General features: G+C 64.9%; 12 protein-coding genes. 3 read left to right on the top strand and 9 right to left on the bottom strand.

Annotated features, from left to right (window positions below):
* Positions 1-58: 58 nt before the first annotated feature.
* Positions 59-436, bottom strand: a complete 378-nt coding sequence (locus tag VQ071_RS18940) for a glyoxalase superfamily protein (protein ID WP_340515710.1) — start codon at positions 434-436, stop codon at positions 59-61.
* 19 nt (positions 437-455) lie between these two features.
* Entirely contained in the window at positions 456-1445 is a 990-nt protein-coding gene (locus VQ071_RS18945; RefSeq protein WP_340515711.1) for an EAL domain-containing protein, read from the bottom strand.
* 197 nt (positions 1446-1642) lie between these two features.
* On the opposite strand from VQ071_RS18945, the gene VQ071_RS18950 reads away from it, so the two are divergent.
* Positions 1643-2902: an MFS transporter gene (locus VQ071_RS18950; RefSeq protein ID WP_340515712.1), complete on the top strand. Its 1260-nt coding sequence runs from the start codon at positions 1643-1645 to the stop codon at positions 2900-2902.
* Here the strand turns inward: VQ071_RS18950 and VQ071_RS18955 are convergent.
* On the bottom strand, positions 2899-5601 hold the full coding sequence (locus VQ071_RS18955; protein ID WP_340515713.1) for an ATP-binding cassette domain-containing protein: 2703 nt from the start codon (positions 5599-5601) through the stop codon (positions 2899-2901). The two genes, VQ071_RS18950 and VQ071_RS18955, sit on opposite strands and share 4 nt — an antisense overlap.
* A gap of 98 nt (positions 5602-5699) precedes the next feature.
* Between VQ071_RS18955 and VQ071_RS18960 the strand changes: the two genes are divergently transcribed.
* Positions 5700-6359, top strand: a complete 660-nt coding sequence (locus VQ071_RS18960; RefSeq protein WP_340515714.1) for a biotin transporter BioY — start codon at positions 5700-5702, stop codon at positions 6357-6359.
* A gap of 116 nt (positions 6360-6475) precedes the next feature.
* Here VQ071_RS18960 and VQ071_RS18965 read toward each other — a convergent pair whose 3' ends face one another.
* Positions 6476-6868, bottom strand: coding sequence for a hypothetical protein (locus VQ071_RS18965; protein ID WP_340515715.1), 393 nt, complete (start codon positions 6866-6868; stop codon positions 6476-6478).
* 166 nt (positions 6869-7034) lie between these two features.
* Here VQ071_RS18965 and VQ071_RS18970 point away from each other — a divergent pair, with 166 nt between their 5' ends.
* Positions 7035-8024: a hypothetical protein gene (locus VQ071_RS18970; RefSeq protein ID WP_340515716.1), complete on the top strand. Its 990-nt coding sequence runs from the start codon at positions 7035-7037 to the stop codon at positions 8022-8024.
* Between the two features lie 105 nt (positions 8025-8129).
* Here the strand turns inward: VQ071_RS18970 and VQ071_RS18975 are convergent, their stop codons facing one another.
* The 5 genes from VQ071_RS18975 to VQ071_RS18995 all read right to left on the bottom strand — a co-directional run bounded on the left by VQ071_RS18975 (position 8130) and on the right by VQ071_RS18995 (position 12612).
* The gene (locus VQ071_RS18975) at positions 8130-8642 is read right to left on the bottom strand and encodes a RicAFT regulatory complex protein RicA family protein (protein ID WP_340515717.1); all 513 of its coding nucleotides are present in this window, start codon (positions 8640-8642) and stop codon (positions 8130-8132) included.
* A gap of 48 nt (positions 8643-8690) precedes the next feature.
* Positions 8691-10346 (bottom strand): tRNA (N6-isopentenyl adenosine(37)-C2)-methylthiotransferase MiaB, encoded by a 1656-nt coding sequence (gene miaB / locus VQ071_RS18980; RefSeq protein ID WP_445293313.1) that lies wholly within the window; start codon positions 10344-10346, stop codon positions 8691-8693.
* A 113-nt stretch (positions 10347-10459) separates the two neighbouring features.
* Positions 10460-10645: a hypothetical protein gene (locus VQ071_RS18985; protein ID WP_340515719.1), complete on the bottom strand. Its 186-nt coding sequence runs from the start codon at positions 10643-10645 to the stop codon at positions 10460-10462.
* 115 nt (positions 10646-10760) lie between these two features.
* Positions 10761-11627 (bottom strand): tetratricopeptide repeat protein, encoded by an 867-nt coding sequence (locus tag VQ071_RS18990; protein WP_340515720.1) that lies wholly within the window; start codon positions 11625-11627, stop codon positions 10761-10763.
* 28 nt (positions 11628-11655) lie between these two features.
* On the bottom strand, positions 11656-12612 hold the full coding sequence (locus VQ071_RS18995; RefSeq protein WP_340515721.1) for an ATP-binding protein: 957 nt from the start codon (positions 12610-12612) through the stop codon (positions 11656-11658).
* Positions 12613-12785 lie beyond the last annotated feature (173 nt).

Here is a 12785-nt window from a genome sequence, read left to right on the forward strand (position 1 = left end):
TACAACAACGGGACTTGGCGGATTAATGTCCGCAAGTCCCGTTTTTGTGCGAGCTTTCCTATGCGTCCGCTGGCCTGACTTCATAGAACACGAGACGGTTGCCCGCAGGATCGAGCACGGTCACTTCGTCGTCCCCCCACGGCATGCGCGCAAGGCCCGGGCGCGAGAACGCCGCGGCCTTCGCCGTCAGTCCCGCATGCAGCGCCGCGATATCGGCGACCTCGATGCGGATCGCCGCGCCGGGGCTGCAGTCTCCGTAATGCTCGCTTAAGTGAATGCGGCACGCCCCCAGCGAGACCTGCATGTACAGCGGCAGATCCGGCTCGAAGCGGTGCTCCCAATCGATCGTCCCGCCCAAATAGTCGGTATAAAAAGCGATTGTCCTGCCGATGTCGAACATGCGCAATATCGGCACGATCGGGCCGTAAGCCATCATTGTCCCCCACTCTCCTTGGTCAGCGTGCTGGCGCGGGCACGGGCTCCGGCCTGCCCCAGAGATAGCCCTGGAACAATTGATAGCCGAGCTCGCGCAGCCACAAATAATCTTCCTCGCGCTCGATTCCTTCGGCCAGCGGGACTGCCCCCGCTTGAAGCGAAGCCGCCAGCATTTGCTCGGCGGTTCTCTGCTTGTCGCCGTCGCGGCTCACGCCGTCCACCGCGCCCCGATCCAGCTTCATATAGTGCGGCCGGATGTCGCGCAGCAGCTCGGGCGTGCTGTAGCCCTCCCCCACATCGTCGAGGGCATAGCTGAACCCTTGCTCGGTGTAATAGGCGAGGATCGATCTGAGATGGTTCACGTCCTCGACCCGCTCGCTCTCGACGACCTCGAATACGAATCTGGAAGCGTCCAGACCGAGCTCGCGCGTCAGGGCGATCGTCGACTTCAGACAATGCTGCGGCGAATAGATCGAGGTCGGGATAAAGTTAATGAATACGCGGCCGATCAGATGCACCGCGCTCCTCACGGCGGCCATGCGGCACATGCGGTCCAGCGCGTACAGCCGGTTGCGCCGCTTCGCCGCGGCGAACACCTCGGCCGGCGGCAGCAGCGCGCTGTCCTCGGAGACGAACCGCGCCAGCACCTCATAGCCGAAGCGCCCGCCGCTCCTGTCCATAATCGGCTGCGCGTACGACACGATCCGCTCCTCCGCGATGATGCCGTCGACCCAACGCTCCCGCAGCCGTTCAGGCAGCCGATGCATCGGCTCCCATTCGGCCCCGTCGACGCGGAAGGACATCCGCTGCAGCTGCATATGATCCGCGCAGAAGTCGTAAAAATCCGCGGCAGCGGACTCGCGGATCTGAAGGGATTGCCGTTCCGGCTTTATTTCGGCTCCCCGCTCTTCCATAAACCGGGCGATCTGCGCTGCGACCTGCTCATTTTCGGCGCCTTCGAGGCTGAATTCGTAGATCGGTTCTCCTGTCAGGCACTGTCTGCAACTCATCTGCACACTTCCTTCGATGTCGAACGCAATTAAGCTCCAACTTTAAACATTCGTCGTCCGTGTGCATTTTCCTATCGACCTCCTGCAAGCGTGTCGAATGATGCAGATAGTCCCCTGCTGGACGAGCTGCCTCTTCCCCTCGGGCGCCGCCGCGGTTACAGTAGAAGAAGCGAATTCGCAAGCAGAAGAATGGAGTGTTGAAATTGACAACAACCGGCGCTGCCCTGCAGCGTACCGAACTGTCGTCTCCGCAGCGCCGCATCAGCGCCAAGGACCATGCGATATTCGGCATCGCCACGCTGCTGTACTGGATGACGATGTATATTTACGTCCCGATCCTGACGCCCTTCCTCGAGGACCGCGGACTGCCGCTCGGCACGATCGGCCTGATCGTCGGCAGCTACGGCCTCACGCAGGTGCTGGTCCGCTTTCCGCTCGGCCTTTATTCCGACCGGCTGCGCAGGCGCAAGCCGTTCCTGTATGCCGGGATGGCGGCGGGCCTCGTCAGCTGCGCCCTCTTCATCGCCGTCGGCGGCGCGGCCGGCCCCCTCGCCGGCAGACTGGCCGCCGGCATCTGCGCCTCGACCTGGGTGCCGTTCACCGTGCTGTACGCCTCTTATTACCCGCCGGAGCAGTCCGGCAAGGCCATGAGCACGCTCAGCTTCCTGACCGTCGTCGGCCAGCTCGGCGGCATGACCGCCAGCGGCTACCTGGCCGGGCAGGGCGGCTGGAACGCCTCGTTCGCTGCGGGCATCGTCATCGCCGCCGCCGGCATCGCCGTCCTGCCGTTCGTGCGGGAGCCCCAAGCAGCGACGACGCCGTCCGCGCCGGCGCTTGCTGCCGCGCAGCCGCGCAGGCGTCCCGCCGAGATGCTCCGCCGCTCGCCGCGGCTGCTGATCGTGTCGCTGCTCTCGCTGCTCGCCCATTGCGTGCTGTTCATCACGATGTTCGGCTTCACCCCGCTGCAGGCCGTCGCATACGGCGCTACGAAGAGCGGGCTCACCTGGCTCGTCGTCGCCTTCATGGTCCCGCATGCGCTCGTCTCGCTCTGGACGGGACGCTATATCGCACCGCGCTTCGGCACGCGCCGCGTCCTCGTCTGCGGATTCCTGCTCGCGGCCGCCTGCACGCTCGCCATTCCCTATAGCGGCGGGTATGCCGGACTGCTCGCGACCCAGGCGGTCAACGGGCTCGCCCAAGGGCTCTATCTGCCGCTGCTGCTCGGGCTCGCGATCCGCGACGTCCGGCCGGCAGAGCGCGCGACGGCGATGGGATTCTATCAGTCGGTCTATGCCGTCGGCATGTTCGCCGGACCCTATCTGGCAGGCTGGCTGAACGCAGGCGGCGGACTCAAGTCAGGGTTCGCGTTCGGCGCCGCGACGGGCGCAGCCGCAGCGTCGATCGCCTGGCTCGCGGTGAAGGATGAGTCGGATACGCGCGGCCGAACGCGCGCTTAAGCCCACCGCCCCGGGAGCATGAGCACGACCGCGAGCGCGGCGACGGCCGCCAGCAGCGCGGCATCCCGCCTGCGCCAGCGGAGCCGCTCGGATACGGTCGGCTCCGCGCGCCGTCCGACCCCGCGGCTCTCGAGCGCGAGCGTCACCGTCTCTCCGAGCCTGAACAGGGAGAGCAGGAACGGAATCGCCGTGCTCCGCAGCCGGCGAAGCAGTGCGCCGGGCGTACGGCGCATGTCTTTGCCGCGCGCGAGGGCGATGCGCGTGTAGCGCTCCCACTCCGCCAGCAGCTGCGGCACGAAGCGCAGCAGCAGCGTGACGGCGAGCACGATCCGCTGCGCGAGCATCCCCGCCCTGCCGCGCCGCGGCAGCGTCTGCGCGAGCGCGCGGCGCAGCCGCAGCGGAGATACGGCGGACGGCAGGCCGATCCCGATGGCGAGCACGAGCCATGTCTTGGCGAACGAGCGGAAGGTGGCCAGGCTGTCGGCCATATGCCACCAGCCGTCCCCGCCGCTGTCGCCGGTCAGTCCCGACAGCGCCGCAGAGATTACCGTGAACGTGCCGAAGGCGGCGAGCGGTCCCCGATACCGGCGCAGCGGCAGCCGCCCCAGCATGACGATCGCCGCCGCAGCGGCTGCGGACGCAGCCAGGCCCGCCCAGCCGGACGCCGCAAAAAAAGACAAGGACAGCAGCACGTACGACAGCCACACCGCTCTCGGATCGAAGGCGGCGAGGGGATTGTCCTTGCCCGCGGCCGGTCGCTGCGAGGCAGGCAACTGCGGGGCAGGCAACTGCGAGGCAGGCAACTGCGAGGCAGGCAACTGCGAGGCAGGCAACTGCGGGGCAGTTTGCTTTGCTGGCCATTGCGATATAGCCGGTTCCGGCCGGACGAGCGTCTCGCTTCCTTCCACCGCTCGCATATAGGCGGCGATATCCGCAGCGCACCATATATGCGCCGGCTCCGCGCCGAGCAGCCAGGCCCGCCGCGCCGCCATATAAAGTTCCGGCGCCTGCAGTCCCGCCTCCCGCCACCAGTCGGGCTGCGCCAGCAGCGCCTCCCGGCTGCAATGACGGAGCTCGCCGCCCGGACCGAGCAGCAGCAGCTCGTCGGCCAGTGGCAGCGCCCAGTCCGGCTCGTGCGAGACGAGCAAGATTCCGCGGCCGCCGCGGCGCTCGGCCGCGAGGTCCGCGGCCAATCGGGCATAGCCCGCCGCGTCCAGCCCGGAGGTCGGCTCGTCCAGCAGCAGCCACGGCGCCGGCGCGGCGAGCGCGCAGGCGAGCGCGGCCCGCCGCCGCTCCCCGCCGCTCATCGCGTACGGATCGCGGCCGAGCCAGGTATCGTCCCAACCGACGGCCGACAGCGCATGTCCGATCCGGGCCGCCTTATCCCGATCGCTCAGTTCATAGGCGCGCAGCACATAATCCATCTCATCCGCGACCGACCGCGCGAACAGCTGCTCCTCGGGCGACTGGCACGCGTAGCTGTAGCTAAGCAGCGCATCCTCCCCCAGCGCGCCGCCCCGCTTGCCTGCAAGCTTGCCGGCGCGCCCGGCACGGACCGCACTCCCGCCGTAGCTCACGGCGATGCCCTCCGCCTGCCGCAGGCCGGCGGCGAGCTCGAGCAGCCGCGTCTTGCCGGCGCCGTTCGCGCCGAGCAGCAGCGTGATCCGGCCTGTGCGCAGCGCCAGTGCGCCGGCCGGCGCATCCGAGCCCGCAGGCATGACTTCGTCGGCCTCGCGGATTGGCCGCAAGCCTGCGAAGCTTAGCGGCGGTCGCTGCGGGGCCGGCTGATTGCCGGCAGCCGCGCCGTCTGCGCGCTGCCCCCGGACATGCTCCCGATCCTCGCGCCGGTCCGCAGCCGCCGCTCCCCTCTCGCGCTGCTGCGACGCCGTCTCGAGGCTCTCAATGCGCAGCGCCCGCGCCAGCTCCGCGCGGAACGGCAGCCGGAGTCCGCATCTCAAGCAGGGCGGCTCACCTGGTTCGTCCCCGTCGTCGCCATACAAAAATTGTTCGCCGCTGCCGTCGAACACAAGTCTGCCTTCCGACAGCGCCGCGACGCGACGCGCCGGCTCCAGCTCCTCCAGACGCTGCGTGATCCAGACGACTGTCGCGCCTTCCCGATGCCTGCGGTCGATCAGACTGCGGATGCGTCCGCGCGCGTCGCCGTCGAGCATCGAGGTCGCCTCGTCGAGCACGAGCAGCGGAGCACGGCCGGCTGCCGAAGCGGCAATGGCAGCGAGCTGACGCTGTCCGCCGGACAGCGCCTCCCACGGCAGATCCGCCAGTGGCTCCAGGCCGGCCTCCTTCAGCACCGACCGGACGGCGCCGTCAATCGCCGTACCTTCGACGCCGAGCCATTCCAGCGCGAACACGATCTCCTCCCGCGGCGTGCTGCCGAACAGCTGCGCATCCGGCTGCTGCATGACGTACGGCGCCGGATCGTCGCCCGCGAACCCTCTGTCCCAACGGGCGGCGCTCAGCCGCCCGGGGAAGCTGAGTCCGGCCAAGATCCGGCCCAGCGTCGACTTGCCGCTGCCGTTGGCGCCTACGATGTACAGCCATTCCCCCGGCGCCAGCGTCATCGTCACCCGATCGAGCAGGACCGAATCCGTATCGTTTTCATTTTCGCGGCTCGCGGTGAGCGTCTCCAGCACCAGCGGCGAAGACGAGCGCGGCTGCCAGGCGCCCGATTGAACCGACATTTTCATTTCCTTCTTCCCAAACCGGATATCCCGTGCTAAAATTCCAATTGTTAACCACCAACTCGATTACAGGTTAACATTTGGGAGGAGATTTGACAATGATCGATCCGATGACCGAAGCTGCAGACAGGGCGGCGCCCCCCGCGACGCATCAGAACAACCTACATAAGCAGCCTGCAGCCGCGCGTTGGCTCGGGAGCACCGTATTCACGGCTTTGTTCGCCGCGCTGTTCGTCGCCTTCAGCTATGTATCCGTCCCGCTCGGTTTTACGACCGTGCCGATCACCCTCCAGACGCTGGCCGTCATGCTGGCCGGCGGCCTGCTCGGCGCCCGTCTCGGCTTCTGGAGCATCGCGCTGGTCGTGCTGCTGTCGGCGGCCGGTCTGCCGCTGCTGCACGGCCGCGGCGGGCTCGCTACCGTCTTCGGACCGACGGGCGGCTTCATCTGGATGTTCCCGTTCCAGGCGCTGTTCCTCGGCATGGTCTGCGACCGGCTGTTCAAGCGCGGCGCCAAGCCGGGCGTTGCCGCCTACGCGCTGCTGTCCGGCGCGATCGTACTGTTCGGCATCGCGCTCTCCTATGTGAGCGGCGTCCCGTGGCTTGCTTACAAATACTACGATATGAACATCCACGCGGCGCTCATCGGCGGCTGCTATCCGTTCCTCGCCGGAGACTTCGTCAAGGGCATCGCAGCCGCCTTCATCATCGCGACGCTGCGGCCCGTGCTCTCCGGCACGCTGCGCCGGCTGACAGCTTAAGCTGCGAATGTGTGCGCAACCGCCGGGCCAATCCGGCGGTTGCCGGCCCCCGAATTGCCGCAAGCCCGAACAGCACGTCCCCCGTGCCGTTCGGGCTTGCTCTGTTGTGATCGGCTTCAGATGACCGTCAGGCCCCCGTACCGCGCCAGTTCCTCGACCAGCCGCTTGTAGATCGGCATTCTGAATTCCATCGGCCCCGTCCGGTGGATGCCGCCGCGATGATGCACGACGACCTCCTGGGCATATACCGCATAATAACGGCTGCCTGCGGCGATCGAGCCGAAGGCGAGCTCGCCCCGCGCTACCCTGGCAGCCGCCATCGCACGGCGGTCCATACGCACGCTCTCGCACGGTACGACGCTGACGATATGCTCGAATAAAATATAGTAGTTCATGTGCGGCTTCTGTACGACCAGCTCGCGCGTCGACAGCGTGAGGCCGAACGGTCCCTTTTTATGGGAAACCTTGAGCTCCCCCGTCAATCCCTTGATCTGCAAAAAATCAGTCATCAGGATCATCCCTTCTGTCCTGTCTTGTCCGCTCGTCCACGATGCACGTTGCGGCCGGAGAGGCTAGTCAAAGGTACAGGCATGCGCTCGCCGAGTCGCATATGCTGAAGTCATGCGGCTGTCCTCGGGCAGCTAAGCCCTGTGATCGGGAGCGTGATTTCGCAATATGATCAGCGGCATCCTTGACTTTATCGTAAACGATCTGCCCGATCGAACGGTCCATATGACGACGGACTGCGCCTACGGCGACGACAACCCCTTAAGCGCGATCGAGGACGGTACGGAATTGACGTTCACATACGGACGTCAGTCCGTCGAAGCCCGCATTCGGCTGCGCAGCGGCGGCGAGTGCTTCCATGGCAGCTTCGAGATGGGCGAAGCGCTCGCCAGACGGCTCGGCCTGCCTGCGGGCAGGCGTTATAAGCTGACGTATGCACCGGACGACAAAACGATGACGATCGTCGCGGCTCCTGTCTCGTCCGTACGCGCATCGCTCACGCACGGACCGAAGCTCGGTTCGCGCGTATTGTCGATCGGCTACGGGCTGATGAGCAAGCTCGGTCTGCCGGAGAGCGGCGCCAGGCAAGGCAGCGAGATCACCGTGAGACACGGCTCGTCCAGCAGCAAGCTGCGCGTCGCGACGCCATCGAATCTTTTCGACGGCGGACTGCGCCTTCATCCGTCGGCAGCCGGCGCGCTCGGCCTGAAGGCCGGCGTGCCGTACACATGGACCTACGACCAGCGCGCCAGGGCGCTCGTCGTGGGCGGTACGGCGTCGCGCCGCGCCGGCGGAGGCGACCGCGATGCAATGGACGCCGCGGACGCGAAGAAGCGGTCCGGCGGCAGCGCGGTTGACGGCGGGCGCGCTGCTGCGCCCCCGGCAGCAACGCCCCGCGCGCCGGCGGCAGCGCCGCGTCAAGCGTCCAAGAGCGGTGCGGCCTCACGTCCGGCGGCCCGGCCAAAGCCCAAGCCCAGCGCCAAGCCGCGCCGGGCACCAGCAGCCGCGGCGGACGCCCGCAGCGTGCGGCGGCCGGCCGCCGCCAAGCCCGCGGCCCCGGCCGACAGGCCAATCGCCGCCGTGCGTGCGAGTGCCGGCCGCAAGACCGGGCGCGCCGTCCCGCCGCCGTCGATCTATATGCCAAAGGGCCGCGTGTGATCGACGCGGCCCTCTGTCGTTGCGGCGAGCTTCGGCCGCGGCTCCCGCCGCCGCCGGTCTCGCTGCTTGCTTGTACACGCTTGCGTCCCGCCCGCGTCCGCGCGGTCAGTCGATGCAGGTCTCCGGCTCCTCGGCCTTCGGCGTCGCCGCCTCGACGTCGAGCTTCTCGGCGACCGTATCGCGGATGATGCTGACGATCGACTGCAGCATATAGTTGACGTCGGTCTGGCTCTGCTGGAATTGCTGCACGACCGGCATCCCGTCGAGCTCGTCCTGGAGCGTCGCGATTTCCTGCTCGATCTTCTCGACCATTTGCGCGTTTTTGAACGTCGTCTGGAAGGCGACGAGCTCCTTTTGCTTCTTTTTGATCTGGGCGATCAGGCCCTGCACCCGCTCATGGCGCTGGATGAGGCGCTCGGCATGCTGGTACGTCTGCACCTCGTCGGCCGTCGTGATCAGCTGCGCCAGCTCCCTGGCACGCGCCAGGATGTCGTCGCGCAGAATAAGCTCGCGATTGTCGAATTCCGGAATAACGTAGCCCTCGGGCTGGCCGAGATCCGGCACGCCGTGGCTGCAGGCATCATGAGCGTGTGTGTGATCGTGCGTGTGCTGAGACATCGTATGGGTTCCTCCCGAATATGGACTTCCAAACTTGCGCACTGCAGTTTAAACGGCGCTGGCCGCGCCGGGCAGGGATGCGGACGCGAGGCCGATCGCCTCGGCCCGGATGAACCAGGTCTGCGGCTGCGTGACCCTCACGTTCACGAACTGTCCGATCCATTCCTTGGGTCCCTCGAAGTGGATCAGCTTGTTGGAGCGTGTGCGGCCCGACAGCACATTCGCATTGTTCTTGCTCTCGCCCTCGACGAGCACCTCGACGACCTGGCCGGCCAGCCCCAGATTGCTCGCCAGGCTCATCTCGCCGATCAGCTCGTTCAGCCGCGCGAGACGTTTTTGCTTGGCCTCGTACGGCACATTGTCCTCCATATCGGCGGCCGGCGTACCGGCGCGGGGCGAATAGATGAACGTATAGGCCATCGAGATGCCCGCCTCGCGGACGACCTCCATCGTCTCCTCGAACTGCGCCTCCGTCTCTCCCGGGAAGCCGACGATGATATCGCTCGACAGCACGACGTTCGGCATTGCCGCGCGGATGCGGCCGACCAGCGCGAGGAACTGCTCGCGCGTATATTTGCGACTCATGCGTTTAAGTATCTCGGTGCTGCCCGACTGGAACGGCAGGTGGATATGCTCCACCAGATTGCCGCCCTTGGCGAGCACCTCGATCAGATGATCGTCGAAGTCCCGCGGATGGCTCGTCGTAAACCGCACGCGCGGAATGTCGATCTTGCGGATGTCGTCCATCAGGTCGCCGAACCGGTACTGGCGGTCCGTGAAGTCTTTGCCGTAGGCGTTGACGTTCTGGCCGAGCAGCGTGATCTCCTTGAAGCCGAGCCTGGCCAGGTCCCGCACCTCGGCGATGACGTCCTCGGGCAGACGGCTGCGCTCCTTGCCTCGCGTGTACGGCACGATGCAGTACGTGCAGAACTTGTCGCAGCCGTACATGATGTTCACCCAGGCGCGCAGTCCCTCCCGCTTTTTCGGCAGGTTCTCGATGATGTCGCCTTCCTTGGACCAGACCTCGACGACCATCTCTTTGGCATAATCCGCTTCCTTCAGCAGCTGCGGCAGCCGGTGGATGTTGTGCGTGCCGAATATGAGATCGACATGCGGATGCTTCTCCAGAATCCGGTTCACGACCGACACTTCCTGGGACATGCAGCCGCAGACGCCGAGGACGAGCTCCGGCTTTTGCTGCTTCAGCTTTTTCAGATGACCGAGCTCGCCGAACACCTTGTCCTCCGCGTTCTCCCGCACGGCGCAGGTGTTGATCAGGATCACGTCGGCCTGCAGCTTGTCCTCGGTGGCGGTATAGCCCATCTCCTCGAACAGACCGCGCATGACCTCGCTATCGTGCTCGTTCATCTGGCAGCCGTACGTATAGATGCAATAATACCGGCCCTGGCCGAACGTCTTCATGTCCTCGGGGATGCCGGCATCGTAGTGAACCTCGATGTCTTCCTTGCCGCGCTTCTTGCCGGCGCGCAGATCCGGCGGCGATACGATCTGGACGTTGCGCCCGTTGATCCGATATGTCGTCTTGCCGTCCTCTTGGGCGACGACCTTCGCGCCCGAGAAGTCGAAGTACTTGGCGTAATCCTTGTCGACGCCGGCAGCCTTCTGTCCTTGGCCTTCCTTCGTCATGCGAAGCGATTCCTCCTGTCGTCCGCCTCTAATGCTAGGCACCGTTCGATTCTCCATTATAGCATAGCGAATGCGCGCCGCCCAAGTATATTCGACCGCCGCAGGATCGTTGTTGCCGCAAAAGTACAAAAAGCCCCGGCAGCCTGATCGCTGCCGGGGCGGGTGTGACGCTATTTGCGCAGGTTGCGCGTATCGATCATCCGGTTCTGCCTGTCGGGGTTCGCGTTCGTGCCTGTCGGCCGCTGGTTCTTGACCGCATCGAAGTTCGATTTGGCCCGGTCCGCATGCTCCTGCCACTGCCTGCCTTCTTCCTGCACCGTGATGCCCTGCCTGTCCAACCTGCCGTTGCTTGTCATGCCGATCCACCTCCGGGTTGAATAAGGACTCGCTTACTCCTTACCCGGTATCGCTGTCGGTCAAGCAGAGCGTTGGCACCCGCCCCGTGCGGTCCAGCCTGTCAGGTCCAGCCTGTCACCGTCTTCGCCAGCCGAACACTTTGACGTGAACGAAGGCTTTGGTGCCCCAGTTCGCCAGCACATACAGCACGATGAAGGCGACCACAAGCGGCTTGAACACGACCCAGGCGACGAACCATGAGAGGAAGATCTGCCAGGGCTTCAGCCTGCGCAGCAACCGGCCGGGCGCCGAGAAAAAGCGAAACATCGGATTCGCGCGCTGCAGCGCGATCAAATATTCGTCCTGGAATTGCTTGTCGTCCGGCTGAAGGCGAACCGCGCTCTTCATATAAGTCTCGTCCAGCTCGTCATCGCCGCGCGAACGGGCGGCCCAGGCGAGATGCAGGAGCACATAGGGATCCTCGGCATCTTGACGCAGCGCCTGCCGGTCCAGACGGGCCGACGCCGCATCGTCGCCGAGCAGCGCCTCGACGTAGCTGAGCGTCGCCAGATAGAGCGGCCGCTCCGGGTTCAGCTCCAGCGCCTGCAGCAGCTCTTCCTTGGCCTCGCGGAACTTCCCCTTTTTATTCAGCAAGTTCGCCTTCATGTAATAATAGAAAGATTCGTACGGATCGATCCGCTGCGCCTCCACCAGCGCTTCCTCGCAGGCTTTGCTCTGCCCGTTCTCATAATAGACGCCTACGCGGACGAACCATGCCAGCGGATGCTCGGGCTCCCGCCGCAGCGACTCGCCCGCCCATCTGAGCGCGTCGTCGTACCGGTTCAAATGCAAATAAATTTTCCCGATCAGCGCCATCGTGTCGGGATCCTCGGGGTCCTGGCCCAGCAGCCGCTGCGCTTCGGACAATGCCTCCTTGTAGCGGTTCCACTCGATGAGCTGAACGGCCGCCTGATAGGAGGCTTGCCTGGCTGTCTCTTCCATCCTCTCCGCCCTCCAGCTTCGCGCTGTCTTACTTAATGCCGTGCTTCTTTGCGTAATCGAGCACGATCTGGTAATCCTGGTTCACGTCGCTGAACGTCGCATAATTTTTGGCGGTCGAGAACCATTCCAGCGTCGTCGCCTTGCGCAGCTTGGCCGCCTTGACCAGATCGTCGTGCAGGATCGGCTCAAGCTCGCCCGAAGCGAACATGCGTTCCATCGCGGATTCGACCGCATCCTTCACGACCTGCTCCAGGTCCGCGCCGGAGAAAAGCCGTGTCTGCGCTGCAATCTTGCCCAGATTCAATCCCTGCGCAGGCTTGCCGGCGAGCTTGAGCTCGAGGATACGCGCACGCTCGGCTTCCTCGGGCGGCGGGACGAACACCAGATGATTGAAGCGGCCGGGCCGTCTCAGCGCCGAATCGAGATACCAGGGCGTATTGGTCGCCCCGATGACGAACACCTGCTCGTTCTCCGCCTGCAGCCCGTCGAGCTCCAGCAGCAGCTGGTTGACAAGCATCCGGTCATGGTGCTGCCGCATCTGATGACGGCTGCCGCCCATGGCGTCCAGCTCGTCGATGAAGATGACGCATGGCTTGCTCTCCCGCGCCTTTTCGAATATATCGTGCAGATTATGCTCGCTCTGCCCCGAATACATCGACAGAATCGCCTGCAGCTCAATATGAAGGAAGTTCGCTTCGATCTCTCCCGCGACGGCGCGCGCGAGAAATGTCTTGCCGCAGCCGGGAGGTCCGAACAGCAGCAGGCTGCCGCCGGCTTCCTTGCCGTAAGCCGCGAACATGTCCGGATGCTGGAGCGGCAGGATGAAGTTCATGCGGATTTTCTTTTTCACTTCGTCCAGTCCGCCTACGTCGGCGAACGTTTCCTTCGGTTTTTCCGATTCCACGAGCGACTGGTCGTCCTTGCTGAATTGGATAAGCTTCAAGTTTTTGCGTCTTTGCTCCGCGATCTCGTCCCGATCGGACATTGTTTTCTCACCTTGCTTCGATAGGATATGAGTCTACGATAACAATAACAGTTTACCATTTATATGTAAGAGCGAAGCAACTTATCCTGAGCAAATAAGCGCGCGGACCGCTGATATGCGGTTCGCACGCTTAATGTGGACGATCCGGCTTGCCGTTCGCAAGCTTGGGCGTG

Origin of the sequence: Cohnella sp. 56, from assembly GCF_037963805.1 — a bacterium.
Classification (GTDB): domain Bacteria; phylum Bacillota; class Bacilli; order Paenibacillales; family Paenibacillaceae; genus Cohnella.

Excerpts from the sequence above, each read along its gene's own strand:
- VQ071_RS18940 (WP_340515710.1), bottom strand. The coding sequence starts at position 436 with ATGATGGCTTACGGCCCGATCGTGCCGATATTGCGCATGTTCGACATC.
- VQ071_RS18945 (WP_340515711.1), bottom strand. The coding sequence starts at position 1,445 with ATGAGTTGCAGACAGTGCCTGACAGGAGAACCGATCTACGAATTCAGC.
- VQ071_RS18955 (WP_340515713.1), bottom strand. The coding sequence starts at position 5,601 with ATGTCGGTTCAATCGGGCGCCTGGCAGCCGCGCTCGTCTTCGCCGCTG.
- VQ071_RS18960 (WP_340515714.1), top strand. The coding sequence starts at position 5,700 with ATGATCGATCCGATGACCGAAGCTGCAGACAGGGCGGCGCCCCCCGCG.
- VQ071_RS18965 (WP_340515715.1), bottom strand. The coding sequence starts at position 6,868 with ATGACTGATTTTTTGCAGATCAAGGGATTGACGGGGGAGCTCAAGGTT.
- VQ071_RS18970 (WP_340515716.1), top strand. The coding sequence starts at position 7,035 with ATGATCAGCGGCATCCTTGACTTTATCGTAAACGATCTGCCCGATCGA.
- VQ071_RS18975 (WP_340515717.1), bottom strand. The coding sequence starts at position 8,642 with ATGTCTCAGCACACGCACGATCACACACACGCTCATGATGCCTGCAGC.
- miaB (WP_445293313.1), bottom strand. The coding sequence starts at position 10,346 with ATGGAGAATCGAACGGTGCCTAGCATTAGAGGCGGACGACAGGAGGAA.
- VQ071_RS18985 (WP_340515719.1), bottom strand. The coding sequence starts at position 10,645 with ATGACAAGCAACGGCAGGTTGGACAGGCAGGGCATCACGGTGCAGGAA.
- VQ071_RS18990 (WP_340515720.1), bottom strand. The coding sequence starts at position 11,627 with ATGGAAGAGACAGCCAGGCAAGCCTCCTATCAGGCGGCCGTTCAGCTC.
- VQ071_RS18995 (WP_340515721.1), bottom strand. The coding sequence starts at position 12,612 with ATGTCCGATCGGGACGAGATCGCGGAGCAAAGACGCAAAAACTTGAAG.